The following is a 22,317-nucleotide window of genomic DNA, read 5'->3' on the forward strand; positions in this document are numbered from 1 at the left end:
TATAGAGTGCTGTTAAATGGCCTTGTTATGCCTTTCCGCCGTATCATGTGCGGTATGAGTGGGTTGGCTCCCATATCGATAGGCAACTCTCAAAACTATAACTGGGTGTACATGAACAAAAAAACCAGCCAAATGATATTTGGGCTGGTCTCGATTTGTTACTATTGAATGAAGCCATTTTGAACGATCTTCAGTGAGATACGATGGGAACTCTGCAAGAGAACGTTTGAACAACTCTTTGCCGGAGATCCGTTCAAGATGAGTGCAACTAAAGAAGTTTGTGTTGTCGAAAAATCGTCCCTGAAGGTTATCAAGCTTATTGAGTCGGAAGAACAACGTTTTCTAAGAGCTACTTTTATGCTTTTCTTTCATAAATAATTCAAAAAAGGAACTATTACCAATAATCAATCGATCATCGAATTCATATATCTTTGTCTCGGGACCGATGAATGCCTTTACTTCTTGTTTCGAACATACCGCTACAATTCTATTTCCAACTATCGCAATGGAGGCTGGCTTGGGCTCATCCTCTAGACATGTAAAAACGGCATTCCCTGAAAGAATCACATCTGCGTTTATTTCTTTTCCCATCTTTCATTCAACTCCTCATTTTCTTCTTACACCCTTCTACGTTATCCTTTATTTCTTGTCCTTTAATGGCTTCAGCAGTAGACTGAAAAATGCTCCGCCTAAAGCAATGCATGCTGTCAGCAAAAAGGTGTCTGAATAAGCAGCCATTTCAGCAGCAACTGGATTATATTTATATTCATTTACAGTGTGACTAAAGGTACGCATTGCTAGAAAGTTGCTTAAGCAGGCAATTGCCACCGGTATAATTAGATTAGCTCCTGCTGCAGTTAAAGGCGTAATTCTGCTGATCATAGAAGCCGGAGCAGATTGTAGAATATATGTGTTTAGTGACATCATGCATAACCCCATCCCGATCCCAAGTAAACCGACTATGCCTGCAATTAGTAGATGATTTGTTATCTCATTTATCCAGGAAAGTAGTAGCAAAGCCACAGCAATGGTTCCCATACCGGAGCAAGCTAATGGCCGGATCCCGAAACGGTCATATACTTTTCCACCTACTGGCATCAGCAGACCAGAGGTAATCGCAAGCATGCTCATAATTAATCCGGCATCGAAAGGACTGTAAGAACGATAATTTTGCAAAAATAACGGAATAAATACGATCGACCCATTCAGGGCTGCATATTGAATTGAACTGACAATCATGCCCCTTCGAAAGCGATAGGCACGAAAAGCCCTTAATTCCAGAATGGGATTTTCATGACGGAGCTCATGGATACACAACCAAATCAGCAATAAAGCCCCTGTCCCCCCCATCATAATGGATCCCCACGTATTTGAACTAAGCTGATTTATACTCAAAGTCAAAAGTACAAAAGCTGTTGGTGCAAGCATAACGCCAAGTCGATCAAACGACTGCTGTTTATTGTGAGTTTTTTGTAGATAATCATGTTTGCATAGATGACTCAAGCCAAGCCACACTGCGAGCGCCCCAATGGGAAGATTGATCAGAAAGATCCATTGCCAACCCGTAGCCTCCAGAAGCCATCCGGATAAAATCGGCCCTGTTGCTGGAGCAATCAGCATAGGTATGCCAAGCATGCCCATAATCTGCCCTTTTTTGTCTGGGGGTGCCAGCCGAAAAATCATCGCCATGCCAATCGGCTGGATCATCCCCCCACCCAATCCCTGAATGATACGGAATGCGATAAGCTGTCCAGAGTTTTGTGCCAGCGAGCATAACAGTGAACCAATGATAAATAGCATAACCGTCATTAAATAAGCCCGTCCTGCCCCGATTCTGTCTGAAAACCATCCTGAGAGCGGAACCGTAACAGCCATCGCCAGCAAATAACCGTTGATGACCCACTGCAATATCTCAAATGAAACCTGAAAATCCTGGGTTAGGCTTGGAATCGCAACATTCATCGCTGTACTATTGAGCATAACCATCATCATGCCTGGAATAATTGCAATCAGGGCGTAAATAAACGATTCACGGTTTACGGTGACTACAGCATTTACATTAGAGGTCGAAGCAGATGAGTCTCTTTTAAGCATGTATCGCTCTCCTATTCATGTTGAAATACAATAATGAACACAGTGTTGATTAACGGTGATATAAATCATTATAATAGATAGACAGTTGTATCCAATGCTCTTCTACTTCTCTTGTGTTCATTAATCAACAGGAATGAGCAGAATGGTTAGTAATTCGCTGAAATTTTGATAAAAAGAGGGAATTGTATGACAACTAGGATTGATCGTCGAATTCTCAGGACTCGTCAACTGCTACGCGAAGTTTTTCTTGATCTGGCGATGGAAAACGGAGTGGACAACATTACCGTAAAAAAACTGACAGATAGGGCTGGTTTGAACAGGGGCACCTTTTATTTGCATTATCAGGATATACAAGATTTTGCTGAGCAATTTAAGAGCGAAATACTGGAAGGATTTTATTCAATAATTAAAAAACTTGGTCAGGACATCAATCGGCAAAAGCCATTTGATGCCCCGCCACCTTATGGCTATGTTCGACCTTTTGAATACGTGGCCACGCACAAGAGGTTCTTTCAGGTATTCATGGGACCAAACGGAGACGAGTCCTTTGGATTGCGGATGAACCATATAATACAGGAACAGTTTCATCGTTCTTATCGCTATTTCAACTCCGAAAGCTTGAATGAAATCCCCGCCAAACAGCACTATTTATTTGCTTATCTTGCCTCTGCTTATGTGGGGACCATCCACTACTGGATACAGCGAGATTTCGACCTTTCACCAACAGAACTGACAATCTTATTCTCGCAAATCTCACGACTCGGATCAGCTAATCTGAATTTTCATTTCTGATTCTATTTCTGCATGACTTATACTTTCTTTTCCGCCGCTGATCGGAGTCTGCCTAATTGAATCGTGTACGGGTATGTTTAAAAAAGTGAGAGCCGATAATTGTGACGTTTTCACAAATAATCGGCTCGGTGTCTTATCGTCTGGCTATTTGATAACCGTAATAATAGTAGTTGCTTATTGATTAGGGTTTCCTGTCAGTTGCGCCATTCATCAACAAAGCTGAGCCGATAAATTTGCCGCGGTCTTCCTTTCACAGAAATTTTTTCGATCCCTACAATCTCGACCAGCTCGGCATCCAACCATTGCAGCAGTATCCGGTGAGAGCTGCGAATCGTTACGCCGAGAATGGCTGCTAGCTCCTGCGCAGTATACTCCATTTTTCCGAGACGGGTCACCTGCGCCATCAGCTTGCTCATATAGGCGGCAGTCATCCCTGCCTTCTCGGCTCTCGCCAAAATAGCTTCATCCGTGATCGAAAGCTCGTATATCATGGGATGGGACATTTCGACGGGACCCATCACACTCCTGTCTTCCCGAACGATGAAGCAGATGTCACCTCCGAATTCTTTTGACTGTCGCAGTGCCAAGCGTGCATGCGTTCCCGCTTCATTAGCCGACTGTCCAAAGCCAACACCTACACTCAGTGAGATTCCTAGCGTCTTTTTTGCTTCCAAAAGAATCGGGATCGTCTTGTATCCACGAGTTTCGCGTTCAAAAATCCCCCTGGTTGTCACGAATAAATACTCATCGCCACCAAGACTACTCAAATGTCCCTCTAAACAACCGACATAATCCAAAAACATTCGTTGAATCTCAAGCTTTAGCCGCTGTACACCATGCTCCGACGTGCTTTTTTCCAGCAGCTCACGATAGTCGTCAATCTGGATGATCCCAAAAACAATTTGAGAGTCTTTGTTGCGCCGCTTTTCCGTCGAGAGCAGCGCACGTTCGAGAGAGACAGAAATATCCTGAACAGTCGGTACTACCCAGTCATTTGGGATGTTCAGCCGTGTCAGCTCGTCTGCTACTCTTTTAACCCCAGTGAGTGCCCCGTCGCTTACCCCCTGCTCGTACTTTTTTCGATGAAAAGCAACCATCTCTTCCATTTGAAAAGGAGTACCCTCGTAGTAATGAATGATCGTAAACGGCTCGCCCACTTCCTGCAGGACTTGGTTCACTCCTTGACTGAGAAAGGAGTCGATGCTAAGACGCTGCATTTTGCGATGATGGTACAAACGAAACAAAGAACGAAACAGGCCCGTTCCTGTAAGCGGGATGTAGTGAACAGGGATCGTAAAGTCTACGTTCTCCTTCGCTATTTTGTACGGATAGTAGCCGGAAAAGAGCAGCACCTCTACCTGATCCATCAGTTCCCGGGCAAAAGCAGAAGCGTCCACTATTTCATTGGACGCTCGAATTACAGGTGTAAAGTTGGGGAATGATTTGAGTGCTTCTCTGATTTTTTCGACGATGATTGTAGGTCCGATGACACCGATTTTGATTGTATTTTGCATCGTGCTCCCCCACTCCTCCCCTGTTCATTTCTCCTTTTTATGAAAAGAATAGATCATTGACCGTCTTTACTGCCAGAACGACTAGGAACAGCAATGCCAAGATGGTGATTCCATTTTTCACTGGCGTATTTTTCAAGTCACCCATCAATTTCTTATCGTTTGCTAGTAGAAATAATGCTAGTCCAATCAGCGGTACAACGACAATTGTGATCGGCTGTGTAATCATGATGAGTTGGACAGGAATTTTTCCAAAGACAAGGGCAACGACTCCTCCCAGAACCATCACAGCCATAATAAAGTAGCGTACAAGGTTATTACTTAGTTGACTCCCGAAGCCAAATGCATCTGCTAGCATGACCCCTCCAATCGCAGCGTTTCCTGTGAGCGACGAAAAGGCAGCACCCCATAAGCCAATCATAAAGACAATCATCGCCCAGCTGCCAAACAACGGTTCCAGTGCCTTCCCCATGTCAGTCGCCGCATTAACCTGGATTCCTTGGGGCTTAAGTACTGCTGCTGCACTGATCATAATGAGAGCAGAGATGATTCCAAGCAAAATAATCCCGGTATAGCTTTCTCGCGAGCCTTCTTTGGCGTGAATGGCCGTCCAGCCTTTTTCCTGAACGAGATAAGACTGGTACAAAGCACCAACCACTGTAAAGGTAGTCGCCACCAATCCAATGATAAGAATCGCTGATCCGTCTGGAGCTTGCGGGACGAGACCCGAAATAATGCCGCTGAAGCTCGGCCTGATTACGATTACTGTACACAAGAAGGAGAAGAGCATGATTCCTACCAATACCAGCATGAGCTTTTCCAATATTTTATAAAAATTGCGATAAAACAAGATAGCGATACCCAGCAGGGTAAAGAGGCAGCCCCAGACTTTGGGTGATCCACCCGTCAAGCTCGAGATTGCCACACCTGCACCGATGACATTCGCACCTTGGAACGTAGAGGTGACCAGAAAGCATCCCAATCCCATAATGATGGATGCCGCCCTCCCCCATTTTACCCGAATCGTCGTCAAAAGGGACTGATTCGTTGCCATCCCGATTCTGGCACTCATTTCGGTAAAGCACATCATAAAGAGGACCGAAATGACAACCACCCACAATAAGCTGTACCCATACATCGCACCAATTTTGGAGGTTAAGGTGACGCTTCCTGGACCAACTACCAAGGCAGCCGTAATAATAGCTGGACCGAGAGATTTTACCCACGATGTTGCCTTCTGTTGCTTTTGGACATTTGACTGTAATTGTTCCACGCGAAAGATCCCCTTTCTTAAACCGATGTAGGTTTTCCAGAAAGCCAGCTAGCCAAATGCTGAGCCACAAATGCATCGTCATTCAATGTTGGGTAATCCTGATAGACACGGTCGATTTCCTCCATCTGCCCCGCAGACAGTTCTTCATCCGGATTGAGACACCAACGTCCTGCAAGCAAGCCTTGTCGCCTGAGGACCTCGTGAATGCCAGGAATGCAGCCTGCAAAGTCGTGAGCTGGATCAAAAAAGGCAGCATTTGCATCCGTAATCGCCTGCCCTTCCTGTAGCAGTTCGAGGATCCCTGTTTGTGTTTGTTTTGCCCTCTTCACACGTTCCAAAAGGTCGACTGCACTTTTTGTCCATACCGCCCAATGACCGAGCAAGCCGCCAACAATGCTTTTCTCGACTGTTTTTCCGTCGACCTGAAAACGGTACGAGGTGAGTAAATCTGCGACGATATTGTCATCATTTCCCGTATAAAGGGCAATCTGGTCAGAACGATTGGAGTTGCACACTGCTCGTACGACATCGAGCGTCTGGTACCGATTAAACGGGGCCATTTTGATGGCTACTACCCCGGGAATCTCAGCGAACTCGCGCCAAAAGGAGTAGCTGAGGAGTCTTCCCCCGACAGAGGGCTGCAGGTAAAATCCAAAGATCGGAATGATTTTTGCAATCTCATCGACTCTTTTGAGCAGCTCCGCTTCGGAATAATCAAGCAGTCCTCCCATACTGACGAGACCTAAGTCATATCCGAGCTTTGCCGCTAATTCTGCTTCTTTAATGGCCTGAGTCGTCGGTCCGCAAATGCCAGCCACTTTCAGAAACGAATCACCCTTGCCCAATTGCTCAATCTCATCAACGGCCAGACGCAACACTGGTTCTAGCAAATTGATCTCTTTATCCCGAATCTCAAACTGGGTCGTATGCACTCCAACTGCTACTCCGCCCGCTCCGGATGCGACATAATAACGGGTCAATGCTCTCTGTCTTGTTTCATCCAAGTTCCCCTTTTGATCCAGTGCCAGCGGATGTGCTGGAATGACTGTTCCCTCTATCAGCTTTTGGTGAAGAGCCGTGGTTAATTGATGTGCCATCTTAAAATTCCCCCTTTCTTTCTTGGAAGTGTGTAGGCTTATTGCTCGTCTCCCCTCCGACTGCAACCCATTCTGCTGTCCAATCGATCATCTGACCGAGAGAAACGCGCGGATAGCCTAGCAGCTGGTGTGACTTGGACGCATTGCTGAGTAACGCCGTATCCTTCTCCTGATTCACGAAAACAGGCTCTACATGGAAGCGCGCGGCGAATTGCTCGGCCAGCCAGCGTACAGAAGTCGTTTCTGGTCCTGTAATATTCAAGAGCTGCGGCGGTGTAGTGCATAGCTCCAATGAACGAATGGCCATTTCGTTGGCATCTCCCTGCCAGATCACGTTTACTTGCCCCATACTTAGATCGAGTGGACGTCGCTCATAGACGGACTTAGCAATCTCTAGCAAAACACCGTATTTCATATCAATTGCGTAATTCAACCGGAAGTGAAGCATAGGAATATCGTATTTTTGAGAAAAGTAGCTGAAAATCCGTTCTCTACCCAGGCATGATTGCGCATATTCCCCTACAGGCCCAACAGCCGCGTCCTCAGAAGAACCCCCTTTGAGTACAGCCGACAGCGGATAAATATTTCCGGTCGAAAAGGAGACGATCCGTGACTCGCGGAACTTTTCTGCCACTCTTCCGGGCAAGTACGTATTCATTGCCCAGGTTAGCGACTCATTGCCGGTTGTGCCAAATTTTTGCCCAGCCATAAAGATGACATTTTTCACGGCAGGAAGGGATTGCAGTTCTTTATCATTCAATAAATCTGCTGCGATCGTCTCGATGCCCGCCTCTTGCAGCTCTTCCTGTAGGGACCCCGCAGAAAAACGCGAAACTCCGATCACCTTTTTCTCTACACCCGCTTTTTCTATCGCCTTTTTTGCCAGCTTTGCCAGGCTTGGTCCCATCTTTCCGCCAACACCCAAAATCATCAGATCGCCGTCCATATCTGCCATAGATTGAATCAATTGGTCAGAAGGGCGAATCATTTTTTGATCCAGTTCATGAGTTGTTCTCATAGCATATCCTCCTTATTTCAAATAAACAAATTATTCAAAACTTTATGTCGCTATTTTATGGTGGCACTCGGCTAAGAGACAAGTCTTTTAACTGTCTTTAAATCAGGGCTGGGAAATTAACAGCTCTTTTGTGGAGTGAAAGTGATTACTCTTCAGCGATGGGTGTGATGAGGTTACACTTGTTTGATTGAAGGATAAAGAAAAAAAGCCCCTTCCGAAGCTTGCGCTCGAAGGAACTGTCGAGTAAGTCTGTCCACTGAGAAATGATGGTTTAAACTCAGTTCAAAAGATATTCGGAAACTAGTGCTTAAATGGCGAAGGTGTTTAGATCCCTGCCTTGCAGACGAAGGTCACTCCCTTAATTTGTAAAGCTGGTTTTGCTTTTTTATTTTTAACTTAAGTCAATATTCCCAAAATTCTTTTTTGGCGTAGTCGATCATTAATTTCATTAACACCTGATAAAAATGTTAGAAAAATGTTCCCATTGGCTTCTTGAAAGCCTCACTTTCTCCATCGTTGGATTAGATGTCCCCTGCTATTTCTCTTTTTGGGGGAATGATCAGGCAAGTTATCGTTACGGAATCATTTGTTGTTTAAATTTTTGCGACAACTGACGCGTTTTTAAAATTATTCGTTGAAAATGGGGGTTCATCAACGAGCATGTTATCGCCTGTAATTAATGAATTATAGTGGTACTTCACTGCCACACGCCTTTTCTGACGTCGAAAGAGATACAGGTAGGCACCTCCCTAAACTAGCAGTTACCTTCTAACGGGGCGTGCATAAACAAAAAAACCAGCCAAATTATATTTGAGCTGGTTTCTATTTGTTTCTACTTAATTAAGCCTTTGGAACGAGCATCAGTGAGATACGATGGGAACTCTGCAAGAGAACGTTTGAACAACTCTTCGTCTGAGATCCGATTAAGATCGGTGCAACTAAAGAAGTTTGCGTTGTCGATAAATCGTCCCTGAAGGTTATCGAGCTTATTCAAGAATTGGAATTTTTCATTTCCGATCCCAACGAATTGCCAAAAAATGCCCAATTTAGATGCTTCCCGAATTACTAATTCCGTTTCATCCTTATCTCCATTATCCCCATCTGTAAGAAAGTAAACGTATACTGGTTCACTATCCTGGTAAGTCGCTTTATACGCATTCTGGTCAATTGAAAACTTTTGCGATCCACCACCCCCACCAAATAGCTTCCCGAAGAACCCTCCACCGGTAGAGGATCCCTCAAATGCTTGTGGGTAATACTTTTTGGCGATACGTTTCATTACCCCCGCGTAATTTGTAAAACCCTCAAGTTGATATTTCCTGACAATGTGATTATTTACATAGTTGAAGAAATCCCTTTCAGAGAGTTCTCCTACTTCGTAATCATTTTTGCCAAACAGAAAGATGTCAATCGAGCCATTATCATCAAACTTCACACCAAGCGCAAGCAAACGCTCAACTGCACGTTGGACTACACCATTTTGGTATAGAGTACTCATCGAACCAGAAATATCAATAGCTAGTGCGACCCGCGCTGTTTGACCATTCAAACCGACTTTAGAAATTGCTTCATCAGCCTTTTTCTTCAGACTAATAAAGTTCTCTTCTGCTTTCTTTTTCAAATCAATAGACACTAAGATCACTCCCTTTAATTATGTCGAGGCATTCCTCTATTTACGAATATCTAGTTGCACGATAGAAAGCTGTGATTCGACCAAACAAAGCGTACCGTAATTTGCAAAAATCATAATCACAAGGGATTTCTTGTTTTTTTGTTCTACATACAGTACACACTTTTAGTTGGTCCATAGAAATATGTAGAATCTATTAAACAAATTGTACCATATAATGCTAAAATCAAGAATATATAGGGAACTCAACTAGGATGAGTAAAATTGTATACCCAACTTATTATTCCTCCCCTATTGATGGCTCTCTTATTTGTGAATTTCTTGTCGAAAGATGAAATAGACATCTTTACATATTTTTTTGTCATGTTATATATGGTTTACAAGCTTTTCCTATAAACAAGTAAGAAAGAGAGGACGAATGATGAAAGAAAGAGTTAGATACAAAAAAAGATATGCATTCCTTGGTGCTGTAGCAGGATACTTCATAGCTTTACTTGCATCCACGATACTTCCGACATTTATCATGTTAGCCATACCTTTGCTAACAGCAGCCATAGGATTCATCTTTGCTGAAAAGAAAGAGCAGCAATTCAGTGGATTAACGGTACCAGAACCGGACCAGACAATTACTTCTCCTGAAGCGGGGAGTGAACAAAGGGAACCGGAATCTACCTACTCATCAGAAATACGAGAGTATCTACAAATTATTAAGGAAATTGTGGTTAACGAAAATGAAAAACGCAACCTCGATGATGAAATTTCCGAAAAAACAACAAACCTTTGTTCTAAGATCGATACTCTCCTCCCCTACATAGAAGCGCTCGGTAGTGCGCAAACGAAGCATGATATTAAAATGCTCGTTATGAAAGACTTGAATAGTGTCATCAACCCCTTTTTGAGGCTGAGTGTTGAAAACAAGCTGAATAATAGGCGTAAATTATTAGACGGTCTCCGTGATATCAACATAAAGCTGAAAGTGATCTCTGCTTCCATTGAACAACACGACATCTATGAGTTGGAGAGAAAGCTTAATCTTATTACCGAAAAATATAATGCTAAAGAAATTTACTAATCACTTTTAAGGAGCGTGTTATAGCAATGACGACACAGGCTATCCAATTAGTTAGACAAGAAGACATCATCAAGATCCAATCGGAAGCAGAAAATGTGGTGCGCCAGCTGCAAACTGATAATCAAAGCCAGATGGATTCAATTTTTGAGCAGCTGGGTAATTTGGGCGAAAGCACCCAACGAAATGCCGCTGAATCTCTCGAAATTCTAAAACGACCTGTGAAAGATCTGATGGATGGGAAAAACAATGATATTCCCAATACACTCTTAAAGCTTCGTTCTTGCACAGAAGAATTGAATCCTAATAAAATCTTTCAAAGCGGTGGGATCAGCAATCTTTTCAACAGAATCTTAGGGAAAAACCCAATTTCCACCTATATTCGAAAATATGAGTCCGTTAGAACACAAATTGATAACATCATTGCCTCCTTGCTTAATGGCAGTGACAAGTTAAAAGAAGATGTAATTAACTTGAAATACATTAAGAAAAAATCCGGTGAAAATATTTATGAATTAGAGAAACGGATTTACTTCGGTAACAAGTTGCTTGAGATGCTTGAAGGTGAAAGCAATAAGCCTGAAAATCAACTTCGCAAACCCGAATTTGAAAAAGCAATGGTCAAAGTCGTAACACGAGTAAAAAATATGAGTCAAATGATCAACATCTTACAACAGTCCATCGCTTCTGTTGATGTTATTGCGGACAATAACGAAAAGTTGGATGAAGCTGTCTTTAACGCAATTACGATGACGCAAAACGTTGTTACAGTGTCCGCTGCAATTCAGTTGGCCTTGAATAATCAGAAGAAGGTAATCGAAGCTGTACAAAATACCAATCAAGCCATTGAGGATATGTTGGTAGCCAATGCTCAAAGCTTAAAACAGAATACACAAGAAATTACCTCGATGCTGGAGCAACCAAGTATCGCTATCAATAAACTGCAGCAGGCATTTAATGATGTGTATAGTGCCATCCAAATTACCGAAGATTCAAATCGGAGAATTATTAATTCTAGTAAAAACTTCATCCAAGAGATGGATAAGCTCAATGCAGACATGAGAGTAAAACTCGGTATGGCAGATCCAAATCAACTTTCTGCACCAGCCAATCAGCCAACCTCACTTCTACAGTAAATAAACAAAAGAGGAAATCAAGTGATCTTTACTTGGTTTCCTCTTTTGTTCGTTGAAATATCCTTCTACTAATATGCTATTTTCAATGCCGAGAATATTTATCCCACTCAGCACTTTTAATTTTATGAACTCTTCTCAAGTACTATTTGCCGATGGATTTCGCTAACATCGTATCTTCCGCTAAATTTATCTATTTTGTCTTGCCAACTCCTCAATCAGGTACCCAAGCAACGCACTTCTTACGGGGATGTCCTGAATCAATACGTGCTCGTGTACTGCGTGTGCTCCATCTCCAACAGGACCAAGCCCATCAAGCGTAGGCGCTAGAGGAGCTGTAAAATTTCCATCACTAGCCCCTCCAGTCTCCACTTCGACCAAGTCAATCCCCAATTTTTCCTTTCCTATTTTCCTGGCCAGTTCAAACATTTTGCCAACATCCTTGGTACGTTCCAGTGGTGGACGATTTATTCCTCCTTCTACCTCTATCCTAGTTCCTTCAATTGCAGGAGTGATATTTTCAATGAGGGGAATAATCCGATCAAATTCAGCTTGTGTCCTCACTCGTATATCCACTTCCGCCTCCGCTTCCGCAGCTACTACATTCCCCCGTGTTCCTCCTTTAACAGTTCCGACATTTACCGTTGTACCGATTGTGTAATCAGTCAGTTTATGAAGGTATAGGGTTTGATGGGCTAATTCTTCAATGGCGCTTTTCCCTTTTTGATGATCAATTCCTGAATGTGCAGCTTGCCCTGTTACTTTTAGCTTGTACATCCCGACTCCTTTGCGGGCCGTTTTTAAAGCACCATAATCGAACATGGGGGGCTCAAGGACGAGGACGTAATCACTTTTCTTAGCTTCTTCCTCAATGATTTGCCGAGAGGATGGACTTCCTATCTCTTCATCTGAAGTGATTAAAAATACAACTTGACAATTTAGATTTATTTGGAGGTGCCGTAATGAGTGTAATGCATATATTCCTTGAACAATTCCGCCTTTCATATCGAAAATTCCAGGTCCATAGGCCTTATCACCTTCAATACGAAAAGGGTTTCTTTGCAAATCACCGCTTTGCCAGACCGTGTCTCGATGTGCGAGTAAAAGAATCTGACGATCGCCCTGTCCCCATCTTCCACGAAGGTGGTTCCCATACGTTTGGTTGGGGATAATCTCCATGGTTCCACCTGTGAAAGAAAGAAAAATCTCCGCTATCTTTTTACCCAATAAATCATTCATTTCTTTTTCGAGAGAAGGAGATTCGATTTCCACCAGTGTTTGTAACATTTTTAGCATTTCATTTTGCTTACTCTTCAAATATGTCAATAAGTCGCTCATGTTTTCTCCTTTCGTCAATCACTTTTACTCTTACAAATATAGATGGCAAGCTACCATGTGACCTGATTCTACCTCAATCTCTTGCGGCTTTATGGATGAGCAGATATCCATACATTGATTACATCTCGTATGAAACGAACATCCTGTTGGTGGATCAGCGGGATTGGGAACATCACCATGCAAATAAATCTTTTCTTTTTTTCGAGTGGGATCCGGTATAGGAACTGCTGACATCAACAGTTTTGTATAGGGATGAAGCGGATTAGAGAAAAGATCATCGGTGTCGGCCTGTTCGACCATGCTACCAAGATACATAACTCCAATCCGATCACTAATATGTTTAACAGCACTGAGATCATGAGTAACAAAAATACACGTTAACCCAAGCTGTCCTTGGAGGTCTTGAAGCAGGTTCAAAATTTGTGCTTGTATGGAAACATCTAAAGCTGAAATCGGTTCGTCCGCAATAATAAGCGAAGGATTGACTGAAATAGCACGGGCGATTCCAATCCGTTGACGCTGCCCCCCACTAAACTCATGAGGGTAACGATGAGCATGAGAAATGTTAAGGCCAACCATGTCTAAAAGTTGATGTATATGTTCTGTTCTTTCTACTCTACTTTCTCCAGGTAAATGAATCGAAAGCGCTTCCTCGAGTGTGTCAAACACGGTTATCCTTGGATTGAGTGAGGAGAATGGATCTTGAAAGATAATCTGCATCTCTCCCCGGAATTCACGCATTTTGGATCTACTCAATGCTGTAATTTCTTCCCCCAAAAACTTTACTGATCCTGATGTAGGCTCAATCAACCGTAAGATGCTTCGCCCCATGGTAGTTTTTCCGCATCCACTTTCCCCAACAATCCCTAATGTTTTTCCTTTGCCGAGGCAAAAAGAGACATCGTCAACAGCTTTGACATATTCTGTTTTTTTTGCGAACAATCCATTTTTGACTGGAAAATACGTTTTTAGATGTTTTACTTCCAATATGTGTCTGTTCAAATCGCCACCTCCTCATCGGTGTATAACCAGCAACGTACTAACTGGTTACCTGTATTGATCAAAGGAGGATTTTCTGTTTGGCACTTATCAAAAGCCTTTTGACACCTTTGGAGAAAAGGGCATCCAATCTTGACTTCGCCCAAAACCGGGACACTTCCAACGATTGGTTCAAGCCTTTGTCGCTTCGTTTCCAAACTGGGTTTTGAGTTAAGTAATCCTTGCGTATAGGGATGCTTCGGCTCGGCAAAGATAGATTCCACTGCTGCTTCCTCAACTATTTGCCCGTAATACATAACAAGGACCCGATCTGCCATTTCTGCAACAACCCCTAGGTCGTGCGTTATTAATAATATGGACGTTCCCATTTGCTGTTTTAGTTCATTCATCAGGTAGAGAATTTGTGCCTGAATGGTCACATCAAGGGCAGTAGTCGGTTCATCCGCAATAAGCAAGTCTGGCTGGCAAGCGATAGCCATTGCAATCATCACTCGCTGCCTCATACCTCCTGACAACTGGTGAGGATATTCATGTATGATGTTTTCGGCTCTGGGAATTCCGACTTTTTTTAGCACCTCTATTGTCTTTGCTTTTCTTTCAGTAGATTTCAGCTTGGTATGATTTTTCAACACTTCGCCAATTTGTTTTCCAATCGTTTGAACAGGATTTAATGATGTCATTGGTTCTTGAAAAATCATTGAAATATCTTTTCCCCGAATATTTGACATTTCATTCTCCTGCAAAGTGTTAATTTGTTTCCCACGGTAAAAAACACTTCCGGTTACTTTCGCAATAGCTGGGGGAAGTAAATTCATAATAGAGAAAGAAGTGATACTTTTGCCGCACCCCGACTCACCCACAATTGCAAGTGTTTCCTGTTCACGAATAGAAAATTGAATTTGATGAACGGCTGGTAGCAAAGCATTGTCCGTGCGAAACGCGATGGTAAGATTTTCAACACGTAGTAATTCTGGATGCATTTGGTACATTCCCCCCTTTTCGTTGTCTCTGATTACCTGGCAACAAAATAGTCGTAAGCGGATTGTGCTACTTTCGCGATCATTTGTGCTGCTTCCAGTTGTGAGCTGTTATTTTCAGAGAAGGCCGAAACAATGACGGTACCTTTTTCTTCAGGTAAATAAATGATGCCAATATCATTATGAACACTACCGACTGAACCCGATTTACAAGCTACAGGTGTTCCAGCGGGCAACAAATTTGGAATCCGATCTCGGAAATGCTGTCTTTTCATAATGTCAATCATCTGCTCGCACGCATTCTTTGAAATCAACTCTTTTCTGGCTATTTTCTCCAACAGTAATGCCATATCAGCTGGGGTTGACACATTATTCTCTATACTCTTGGTAAACACGATGCTTCTTTTATCATGCTTTGCCTGGAACAGACGAAGCGACACTTCTTCATACTGCTCGTTGCTATGCAATTCAGGGTCTAGGTTTACAACCAAGCTTAATAACTGCCAGCATGTCAGATTCACATAGGTATCCTGTAGTCCGATACTCTTCATATATTGGTCAGTACGATTCACGCCTACCAGCTCAAGAATTTTATCTGTTCCGACGTTATCGCTAACAATAATCATCAGAGTTGCCAAATCCTTCAGCGAAACCTCAGATCCGGGATCGAATTCTTTTAATACTCCTGAGCCCGGGACTCGATCCGTCAATGAAAGACGGACTCTCGTATTTAAATCGATTGTCCCTGCTTCTACTTCACGAAATAAAGTCGCTAAAATCGGTACTTTATAACAGCTTGCCATCTGAAAGAGATGCCCTTCATTAATCTTCACCTCTTCATTTGTCTCCAAATGTTTGATGACAATCCCGAATGTTGCTGTTGCTTGTCCAACTAATTCTTCGATTTTTTTTTGCAAGTCCATGTTTAACTCATCCTTTACCAGTAATTATTTTTTCACTCGTGGATCAAGTGCGTCACGCAATCCATCACCTAGCAAATTAAAAGCCAAGACCGTAATGATGATGGCCAATCCAGGAAACAAAGACATCCACCAAGCATTGGCTAGAAAAGATCGACCAACAAAAATCATTGCCCCCCACTCAGGCGACGGAGGCTGTGCCCCTAAACCGAGAAAGCTTAATTCGGCAGCAATTAGAATACTGTTGCCGATTTGTAGTGTCGACAGGACAATTAATGGAGATAGAATATTTGGAAAAATGTGCTTTGAAATAATTTTTGCATCTCTCACTCCCAAGGCACGTGCAGCTTCAATGTATTCTTTTTCTTTGATTGACAGTACGGCTCCTCGAACCACCCTTACGTAAGAGGGAATAAGCGCGATAGCAACCGCTATCATTGCATTAGGTAAACCGACACCCAACACAGCAATTATGGCAATTGCCAAAAGGAGTGCAGGAAACGCCAGTAAAATATCAACTAACTGCGTAATGATCAATTCCAGCCGTCGAAAGTAACCTGCTATCAGTCCCAGGACAGTTCCAATACTACCAGCGATCGCAACAGTGAGAAGACCCGTCATTAACGAGATTTGCCCACCTATTAACAATCTGGAAAAGATGTCTCTTCCAAACTCGTCTGTCCCTAAAAAATGCCTACTGCTCGGTTTCTCAAAGCGGTTTTCAAAAGTCATGGTTTCTACTGGGTGTGTTGCTAGAACGGTGGCAAAAACCGTCATTCCAATAATAAGTACGAGGAATATCAGTCCGGCTATGGCACCTTTATTTTTCAAAAGACTACCCCAAATCAAACGCCAGTAAGATCGAGAGGGAATTTTTTTATCGATTCCGACAGAAACTAGCATGGTATTTTCCCCTTTCATAGGAATCATCCCCTCCCTTATTCAAGTGTAATTCTCGGATCTATCCATTTGTAAATGAGATCCACTAATAGATTAGTGAGAATAAACATCATACCTAAGAACATTACTAGTCCTTGTACTGTATAGATATCTCGTTTCACAATGGACTCCACCGTAAAGCTTCCCATGCCAGGTAGCCCAAAAACTGTCTCGGTGACGATCGCACCAGCAAGCAAATTTCCAAAAGTAATGCCTATTAACGTAATGACAGGGATAAATGCATTTTTTAAACCATGCCCAAATATTACTTTCCAGTATCGAGTCCCCTTCGCTAACGCTGTCCGCATATAGTCTTGTTTAAGCACTTCCAGCATGTTAGAACGTGTCATCCTAGCTATATTTCCAACAGAACCCAATCCTAGTGTCAGCGAAGGTAGTATGAGCGAATGCCAGCCAGCATATCCGGAGATTGGGAAAATAGCTAGTTGAAAGGAAAATACGTATATAAAAAATAGGGCGATCCAAAAACCCGGAGCAGAGACTCCAAGTAAGGAAACTATGGAAACTAGATAGTCAGCCCATGTGTTTTGATTTACTGCGGATATTACTCCGAGCAAAATACCGATACAGCTACCAATAAGCAAACTAATTATGCCCAATTTAAGCGTGATCGGAAAACGTTGAGCAATTTCTTCCCAAACAGATTGTCCAGTAATATATGAGGTGCCAAGGTTGCCCTGCATAACTCCACTGACGAATGAGAGGTATTGGCTTACCGTAGGCTGATCCAATCCCATTTCCGATCTCAATTTGGCTATCGCTTCATTTGTAGCAAAATCACCCAGGATGTACGTTACTGGATCTCCCGGAATTAGATGTACCATGAAAAACACTAAAATTGACACTCCAAACAAAGTCAAGATCATCGTGCAAAAACGCTTGAACAGATACCTTAACAATGTGCTTCCCCCTCTGTATTAACACACTGGAACCCCTTTTTTGTGAGGGGAGGAATCTCCTCCCCATAGTGAAGCTGTTGTCCTTATTGCTGCTTTTTCAACTTGATGTCTTGAATAACAATTTTTTTATAAGGATTTACTTTAAACCCCTCTATATCGCGATACGCAGTAATCCTCTCTCTTGCAAACAATGGTACCCAAGGAGATTCTGTAACCAATAATTCTTGTACTCTCTCATATACCGCCATTCGTGCCTTTTCATCCATTGTTTGCCTTCCTTTGATAAGCAGTTCTTCCAATTCCGGCGTACTGAAAAGACGGGTTGGAATGTCTTTGCCAAACAAGATGTAAAGGATATCCGGATCAGACCAACCGTATTGCCAAAGAATAAGATCATGCATTTTTTTAGATTCATTTGTACGAATCGTCGAATCATCCTGAACAGTAATTCTCAAGTCAATTCCGACTTCTTTTAACTGATTTTGTAAGATCTGAGCAATCCTCTGCATTACAGGCTCTTCCGTTAAAAGTAGTTCAATAGATAACTGCTTACCCTCTTTAACCAGAACCCCATTGCCATTCACATTGCTCCAACCAGCGTCATGTAACAATTGTTTTGCTTGTTCAACATTTCTTGTGTACATTTGTTCTGCCATTTTCTCGACTTTTTCACTGTAGCCAGGTATAGTAGGAGATAGTGGTCCATACATAGGCTTTGCATAGCCTTCCATCGCATATTGGACGATCTGGTTACGATCAATAGCTAAATTAATTGCCTTCCTTACCTTTGGATCTTGAAAGAGTGGTTTGTCGTTGTTGATTGCTAAATAGGTAAGACCATTGTCAAGAAGTTTGTGAAGCTGTACACCAGACGTATTCTCTAACGTTTTGACTGAGCTTGGTGGCACATCTAGCATGATTTGAATATTTCCTTGATTAAATTCAAGCATTCTTGTGTTTTCATCCTTGATGAATCGAAAAACTACCTTGTCTACGTTGGTTCCACCCTTGTTTTCAGCATCGCTTGGTCCCCAGTTGTATTGCTCATTTTTTACGAAAGTAATAGAATCACCTCGTATCCATTTCTCGAAGAGTAGAGGTCCCGTGCCTGAAGGTTTATTCCCGAATTTGTCGCCTTCACTTTTAAGTGCCGCTGGATCTAATGGAGATAAATATATCGATGTCAAGCCAGCAATGAAAGGTGCATACGGTTCACTAAAATTAACGATTAGCGTTGACTTATCACTAGCCTCGACTCCTGTAATAGGGCCAGCAAGAAAATTAACAGGAGACTGCTTGATAAACCGTTCCATAGATGCCTTAACTGACTCAGCTGTTAGCTCTTCACCAGAATGAAATTTTACATTTTCACGTAGATGGAAGGTCCATGATTTCCCATCGTCTGCTATCGTGTAATCTTTTACTAGACCTGGAATGATGCTTCCATCCATATCGCGACCAATTAGATAGTCGAACAAATGTACATTCGCATTATCTACCCAGGTTGTTTTTTGCACATCTAGTGTATCTGGTTCCCTAACAGATGAGATGACAAGCTCCCCTCCATTAGTGGCTTTTGATGCATCTTGACTTTTCGGAGTAGTATCTTCCGTTGAGCAACCTGTGAGTACAAGTAGAAACAGAAATATGATCCATATTTTATGATTTTCTAACATATCTTTCACTTGTCTCATCCTCTCAGTCTGTTTTATGGCTGGGAAGCGTTGTTATGCATGAAAAACCTCTGAATAGAGCGAATTTTTCTCGATTTTTTCATAGTTAGGCTCATAACCAATTCCCGGTTTATCAAGTAATGTAATAACTCCATTGTGAGGGGTTACCTCGGGGTCTATAATGTCTTCCTCCCAATAGTTTTTTGATCCAGCCGTATCACCAGGGAAGATAAAATTGTCCAAAGTCGTCATGGCAATGTTATGTGCTCGTCCAATTCCCGACTCCATCATTCCGCCACACCAGACCGGAACATTCTGCTTTTTGCAAAGGTCGTGAATTCTCTTAGCTTCGGTCAATCCTCCGACACGTCCGATTTTGATGTTGATGATCTTACAACTTCTAAGCTCAATCGCTTTTCGGGCATCTTCTACAGAATGAATACTTTCGTCGAGGCAAATCGGCGTTTTTAGCTTTTTTTGAAGAGTAGAATGATCGATGATATCATCATGTGCGAGTGGTTGCTCAATCATCGTCAAGTCAAATCGATCCAATTCTTGCAATAGGTCGCTATGTGCCAAAGTATAAGCGGAGTTTGCATCTGCCATTAGCTGAATATTGGGAAATTTATTTCGAATAGCCTCCATTACGGCAAGATCCCATCCAGGTTTTATCTTCACTTTTATCCTCTTATAGCCCAAATCGAGGTTTTTGTGAATGACATCCAAAAGTTTAGGAATCGAAGCTTCAATCCCAATACTTATCCCCACCTCTACTTCTTTCTTCGTCCCTCCAAGGGCTTGTGCCAAACTGACTCCTTTGCGCTTGGCAAACAAGTCCCAAACAGCCCCTTCCAATGCGGATTTTGCCATGTTATTCCGCCGTACTTTTTGAAAAATAGTGGACACATCGGATGGATCTTCCAGGTGCGTACCTATCAGCATGGGAATGAGGTGTTCTTTAAGCATTTGCCAGTTTCCTTTTACTGTCTCTTCACTGTACCAAGGAAGGACCATCGCCACAGATTCCCCCCATCCTATCACTCCATTCTCGTCCATGATTTTGACTAAAATAAATTCCTTATCTGTTACCGTTCCAAAGCTTGCCGTAAAAGGTTGTTTCAATTGCAGTTTCATGTAGTGTAAGATAACTCTCTTTATTTGCATCTCGAATAGCCCCATTCATCCAGAAATTTATTCTTCCATTATCGTTCTGTAAATCTCGAAATTGTGTTCATACTCCAGTATTCTTTGCCTGACTTGCTCTGAATCAATCACAGACATACCAGCAACAATTGCATGAAGCAATACAAAAAGTGGCGGAGTAACATCGAGTGTAGAGGAATCCGTACTTGGAACCTGCAGCACGATATCAGCGTTTTGGCTGACTGGTGCCAGAACATCATCGGTAATAGCAACGATATAAGCTCCCTTGTTTTTAGCTAGCCTTACAATATCCAGTGTTTCTTTGCTGTATCTTTTAAATGAAAAGGCGATCAGTACCCATTGTTTATCCATTCGTGATGATAATTGGACAATATCATCCGTATTCTGGTTATACACCTGGGCATCCTCACAGAGCATACGTAAGCTGAATGCCAGCCAATGTGCCGGTGCATATGATGACCGCAAGCCTACTGTAAGGACTTTTTTTGATTTGCTAATGCTTTGCAAAACTTTCTCAAATGCTGTTTCTGAAATAGTTCCAAGCATCCCCTCGATTCGGCCCAAACTTTCTTTTACCACTTCGGTAAAAAAATGCTGATTATTTTTAAAACGTTTGGCGGTTTCCTGATGATGTGTAAGCGCATTCTTTTCATTTCGTAGCTGCTCGGCAAACACTTCTTTTTGTAATTGACTGAAACCGCTATACTCCAATGCGTAGCAGAACCGTATAATAGTTGTCTCGCTAACACCGATCTGTTCCCCTACACTCGATGCCGTATTATTCATAAACAGTTCTGGGTTTTCCAGAAGATGTTCTGCCACCTTTTTTTGTTGCTTAGTTAACTGAGCATACTGTGTTCGAATTTTTTCTCGTATCGTAACCATTTTTCGTCTAAATCCCCCTGGAGAAGTTTCGGTTCTTTTTTTATTTCATTTTGAAGTTTTACTTCTTTTTGCTATTCTAAATAAACCAGGATAAAAGATCAAGTGTTTTTCTTAACTAGAATCAGGTTGATAGGATCGAGCTCTTTAAAAAACAAAAAGGCGCTTCTGTCACCCAAGCACCTTCTTCTATATCTATTTAGTTAAAAAGAAGGTGGTGTAACTGCGAATATAACAACCACGTTCTGATCAAACGCATTTTCCCACTTATGTTTCATATGCGGCGGTATTCTTACACTATCCCCCTTACTCAAAATATGAACTTCATCATTTAAATACAGCTTTACCTCCCCTTCTAGAACAAAAGCTGCTTCCTCTCCTACATGTTCCATTAATGCCTCAGAAGATTGAGTTCCAGGTGTCAATTTCATTAAAGCATACTCGATTGCCCCGTTTAAATCAGGAGATAATAGCTCATATGAAATATGTTCACATTCGGGAAGAATCATTTTTTTTCGATGATTGGATCGCACAATCAAATTTTTTGTGTGTTCCTGCTCCAGAAAGAAGTTAAAAACCGGAACCTCTAATACTTTAGCAATTAACTTCAGTGTATGAATAGAAGGGTTTGCTAATCCTCGTTCAATTTGGCTTAGCAATGAAGGCGTCACTACTACCAGATCTGCTAGTTGGCGGATGTTTAATCCTTTCTTCTTCCTGTATTCTTGTATTTTTTGCCCTACATGAATGTCATTCATAATAAATACGCTGCTCCTCGAAATTAATTTCAGTTGTAATTGAAGTAAATTGTATTGACTTTTATTAAATACATTTTAACATAAAGAGAATCACGTAATACCTTTTTTATGTAATCGTACTCCAAAAACA

At 42.1% G+C, this 22,317-nt stretch carries 21 protein-coding genes; 3 read left to right on the plus strand and 18 right to left on the minus strand.

The genetic code is table 11. The features are described from left to right. Window positions 1-12: 12 nt before the first annotated feature. Genes ADS79_RS34495 through ADS79_RS16625 form a run of 3 tightly spaced genes read right to left on the minus strand, consistent with a single transcriptional unit; the run spans window position 13 to window position 2,094 of the window. The gene (locus ADS79_RS34495) at window positions 13-336 is read right to left on the minus strand and encodes a VWA domain-containing protein (protein ID WP_084765949.1); all 324 of its coding nucleotides are present in this window, start codon (window positions 334-336) and stop codon (window positions 13-15) included. A 6-nt stretch (window positions 337-342) separates the two neighbouring features. After that, window positions 343-591, minus strand: a complete 249-nt coding sequence (locus tag ADS79_RS16620; RefSeq protein WP_049739537.1) for a hypothetical protein — start codon at window positions 589-591, stop codon at window positions 343-345. A 48-nt stretch (window positions 592-639) separates the two neighbouring features. After that, window positions 640-2,094, minus strand: a complete 1,455-nt coding sequence (locus ADS79_RS16625; protein ID WP_049739538.1) for an MDR family MFS transporter — start codon at window positions 2,092-2,094, stop codon at window positions 640-642. Window positions 2,095-2,280: 186 nt separating this feature from the next. Between ADS79_RS16625 and ADS79_RS16630 the strand changes: the two genes are divergently transcribed. Beyond that, window positions 2,281-2,886 (plus strand): TetR/AcrR family transcriptional regulator, encoded by a 606-nt coding sequence (locus ADS79_RS16630; RefSeq protein ID WP_049739539.1) that lies wholly within the window; start codon window positions 2,281-2,283, stop codon window positions 2,884-2,886. A 194-nt stretch (window positions 2,887-3,080) separates the two neighbouring features. Here the strand turns inward: ADS79_RS16630 and ADS79_RS16635 are convergent, their stop codons facing one another. The 5 genes from ADS79_RS16635 to ADS79_RS16655 form a co-directional block, all read right to left on the minus strand. Then, window positions 3,081-4,400, minus strand: a complete 1,320-nt coding sequence (locus ADS79_RS16635) for a GGDEF domain-containing protein (protein ID WP_049739540.1) — start codon at window positions 4,398-4,400, stop codon at window positions 3,081-3,083. A gap of 37 nt (window positions 4,401-4,437) precedes the next feature. Then, entirely contained in the window at window positions 4,438-5,670 is a 1,233-nt protein-coding gene (locus tag ADS79_RS16640) for an Nramp family divalent metal transporter (RefSeq protein WP_049739541.1), read from the minus strand. 17 nt (window positions 5,671-5,687) lie between these two features. After that, the gene (locus ADS79_RS16645; protein WP_049739542.1) at window positions 5,688-6,767 is read right to left on the minus strand and encodes a dihydrodipicolinate synthase family protein; all 1,080 of its coding nucleotides are present in this window, start codon (window positions 6,765-6,767) and stop codon (window positions 5,688-5,690) included. Between the two features lies 1 nt (window position 6,768). Further along, on the minus strand, window positions 6,769-7,785 hold the full coding sequence (locus tag ADS79_RS16650) for an NAD-dependent epimerase/dehydratase family protein (RefSeq protein WP_049739543.1): 1,017 nt from the start codon (window positions 7,783-7,785) through the stop codon (window positions 6,769-6,771). Between the two features lie 832 nt (window positions 7,786-8,617). Next, entirely contained in the window at window positions 8,618-9,418 is an 801-nt protein-coding gene (locus ADS79_RS16655) for a VWA domain-containing protein (protein WP_049739544.1), read from the minus strand. A gap of 418 nt (window positions 9,419-9,836) precedes the next feature. Between ADS79_RS16655 and ADS79_RS16660 the strand changes: the two genes are divergently transcribed. Both ADS79_RS16660 and ADS79_RS16665 read left to right on the plus strand, forming a co-directional pair. Further along, entirely contained in the window at window positions 9,837-10,487 is a 651-nt protein-coding gene (locus ADS79_RS16660) for a hypothetical protein (protein WP_049739545.1), read from the plus strand. Between the two features lie 26 nt (window positions 10,488-10,513). Beyond that, window positions 10,514-11,620: a toxic anion resistance protein gene (locus tag ADS79_RS16665; RefSeq protein WP_049739546.1), complete on the plus strand. Its 1,107-nt coding sequence runs from the start codon at window positions 10,514-10,516 to the stop codon at window positions 11,618-11,620. 186 nt (window positions 11,621-11,806) lie between these two features. Here ADS79_RS16665 and ADS79_RS16670 read toward each other — a convergent pair whose 3' ends face one another. The 10 genes from ADS79_RS16670 to ADS79_RS16715 all read right to left on the minus strand — a co-directional run bounded on the left by ADS79_RS16670 (window position 11,807) and on the right by ADS79_RS16715 (window position 22,187). Continuing rightward, complete coding sequence (locus ADS79_RS16670) at window positions 11,807-12,955, minus strand: M20 family metallopeptidase (RefSeq protein ID WP_049739547.1); 1,149 nt, start codon at window positions 12,953-12,955, stop codon at window positions 11,807-11,809. Between the two features lie 30 nt (window positions 12,956-12,985). After that, on the minus strand, window positions 12,986-13,957 hold the full coding sequence (locus ADS79_RS16675) for an ABC transporter ATP-binding protein (RefSeq protein ID WP_049739548.1): 972 nt from the start codon (window positions 13,955-13,957) through the stop codon (window positions 12,986-12,988). Beyond that, window positions 13,954-14,934: an ABC transporter ATP-binding protein gene (locus ADS79_RS16680; protein WP_049739549.1), complete on the minus strand. Its 981-nt coding sequence runs from the start codon at window positions 14,932-14,934 to the stop codon at window positions 13,954-13,956. Before ADS79_RS16680 ends, ADS79_RS16675 begins: the two co-directional genes overlap by 4 nt. A 32-nt stretch (window positions 14,935-14,966) precedes the next feature. Further along, on the minus strand, window positions 14,967-15,854 hold the full coding sequence (locus tag ADS79_RS16685; RefSeq protein ID WP_049739550.1) for a serine hydrolase: 888 nt from the start codon (window positions 15,852-15,854) through the stop codon (window positions 14,967-14,969). Window positions 15,855-15,878: 24 nt separating this feature from the next. After that, window positions 15,879-16,772, minus strand: coding sequence for an ABC transporter permease (locus ADS79_RS16690; RefSeq protein WP_084765951.1), 894 nt, complete (start codon window positions 16,770-16,772; stop codon window positions 15,879-15,881). Between the two features lie 17 nt (window positions 16,773-16,789). Beyond that, on the minus strand, window positions 16,790-17,710 hold the full coding sequence (locus ADS79_RS16695) for an ABC transporter permease (RefSeq protein ID WP_049739551.1): 921 nt from the start codon (window positions 17,708-17,710) through the stop codon (window positions 16,790-16,792). Window positions 17,711-17,793: 83 nt separating this feature from the next. After that, window positions 17,794-19,404 (minus strand): ABC transporter substrate-binding protein, encoded by a 1,611-nt coding sequence (locus ADS79_RS16700; protein ID WP_420835287.1) that lies wholly within the window; start codon window positions 19,402-19,404, stop codon window positions 17,794-17,796. Window positions 19,405-19,437: 33 nt separating this feature from the next. After that, complete coding sequence (menC, locus tag ADS79_RS16705; RefSeq protein ID WP_049739552.1) at window positions 19,438-20,547, minus strand: o-succinylbenzoate synthase; 1,110 nt, start codon at window positions 20,545-20,547, stop codon at window positions 19,438-19,440. Window positions 20,548-20,574: 27 nt separating this feature from the next. Further along, window positions 20,575-21,432 (minus strand): MurR/RpiR family transcriptional regulator, encoded by an 858-nt coding sequence (locus tag ADS79_RS16710; protein WP_049739553.1) that lies wholly within the window; start codon window positions 21,430-21,432, stop codon window positions 20,575-20,577. A gap of 200 nt (window positions 21,433-21,632) precedes the next feature. Next, a complete protein-coding gene (locus ADS79_RS16715; protein ID WP_049739554.1) occupies window positions 21,633-22,187 on the minus strand; it encodes a cupin domain-containing protein in 555 nt (184 codons plus the stop codon). Window positions 22,188-22,317 lie beyond the last annotated feature (130 nt).

The organism is Brevibacillus reuszeri, assembly GCF_001187725.1.
In the GTDB taxonomy this organism is placed as follows: Bacteria; Bacillota; Bacilli; order Brevibacillales; family Brevibacillaceae; genus Brevibacillus; species Brevibacillus reuszeri.

Coding starts and splice junctions, on each gene's coding strand:
- ADS79_RS16620 (WP_049739537.1), bottom strand. CDS start 591: ATGGGAAAAGAAATAAACGCAGATGTGATTCTTTCAGGGAATGCCGTT.
- ADS79_RS16625 (WP_049739538.1), bottom strand. CDS start 2,094: ATGCTTAAAAGAGACTCATCTGCTTCGACCTCTAATGTAAATGCTGTA.
- ADS79_RS16630 (WP_049739539.1), top strand. CDS start 2,281: ATGACAACTAGGATTGATCGTCGAATTCTCAGGACTCGTCAACTGCTA.
- ADS79_RS16635 (WP_049739540.1), bottom strand. CDS start 4,400: ATGCAAAATACAATCAAAATCGGTGTCATCGGACCTACAATCATCGTC.
- ADS79_RS16645 (WP_049739542.1), bottom strand. CDS start 6,767: ATGGCACATCAATTAACCACGGCTCTTCACCAAAAGCTGATAGAGGGA.
- ADS79_RS16650 (WP_049739543.1), bottom strand. CDS start 7,785: ATGAGAACAACTCATGAACTGGATCAAAAAATGATTCGCCCTTCTGAC.
- ADS79_RS16660 (WP_049739545.1), top strand. CDS start 9,837: ATGAAAGAAAGAGTTAGATACAAAAAAAGATATGCATTCCTTGGTGCT.
- ADS79_RS16665 (WP_049739546.1), top strand. CDS start 10,514: ATGACGACACAGGCTATCCAATTAGTTAGACAAGAAGACATCATCAAG.
- ADS79_RS16670 (WP_049739547.1), bottom strand. CDS start 12,955: ATGAGCGACTTATTGACATATTTGAAGAGTAAGCAAAATGAAATGCTA.
- ADS79_RS16680 (WP_049739549.1), bottom strand. CDS start 14,934: ATGCATCCAGAATTACTACGTGTTGAAAATCTTACCATCGCGTTTCGC.
- ADS79_RS16685 (WP_049739550.1), bottom strand. CDS start 15,854: ATGGACTTGCAAAAAAAAATCGAAGAATTAGTTGGACAAGCAACAGCA.
- ADS79_RS16690 (WP_084765951.1), bottom strand. CDS start 16,772: ATGAAAGGGGAAAATACCATGCTAGTTTCTGTCGGAATCGATAAAAAA.
- ADS79_RS16700 (WP_420835287.1), bottom strand. CDS start 19,404: ATGAGACAAGTGAAAGATATGTTAGAAAATCATAAAATATGGATCATA.
- menC (WP_049739552.1), bottom strand. CDS start 20,547: ATGCAAATAAAGAGAGTTATCTTACACTACATGAAACTGCAATTGAAA.
- ADS79_RS16710 (WP_049739553.1), bottom strand. CDS start 21,432: ATGGTTACGATACGAGAAAAAATTCGAACACAGTATGCTCAGTTAACT.
- ADS79_RS16715 (WP_049739554.1), bottom strand. CDS start 22,187: ATGAATGACATTCATGTAGGGCAAAAAATACAAGAATACAGGAAGAAG.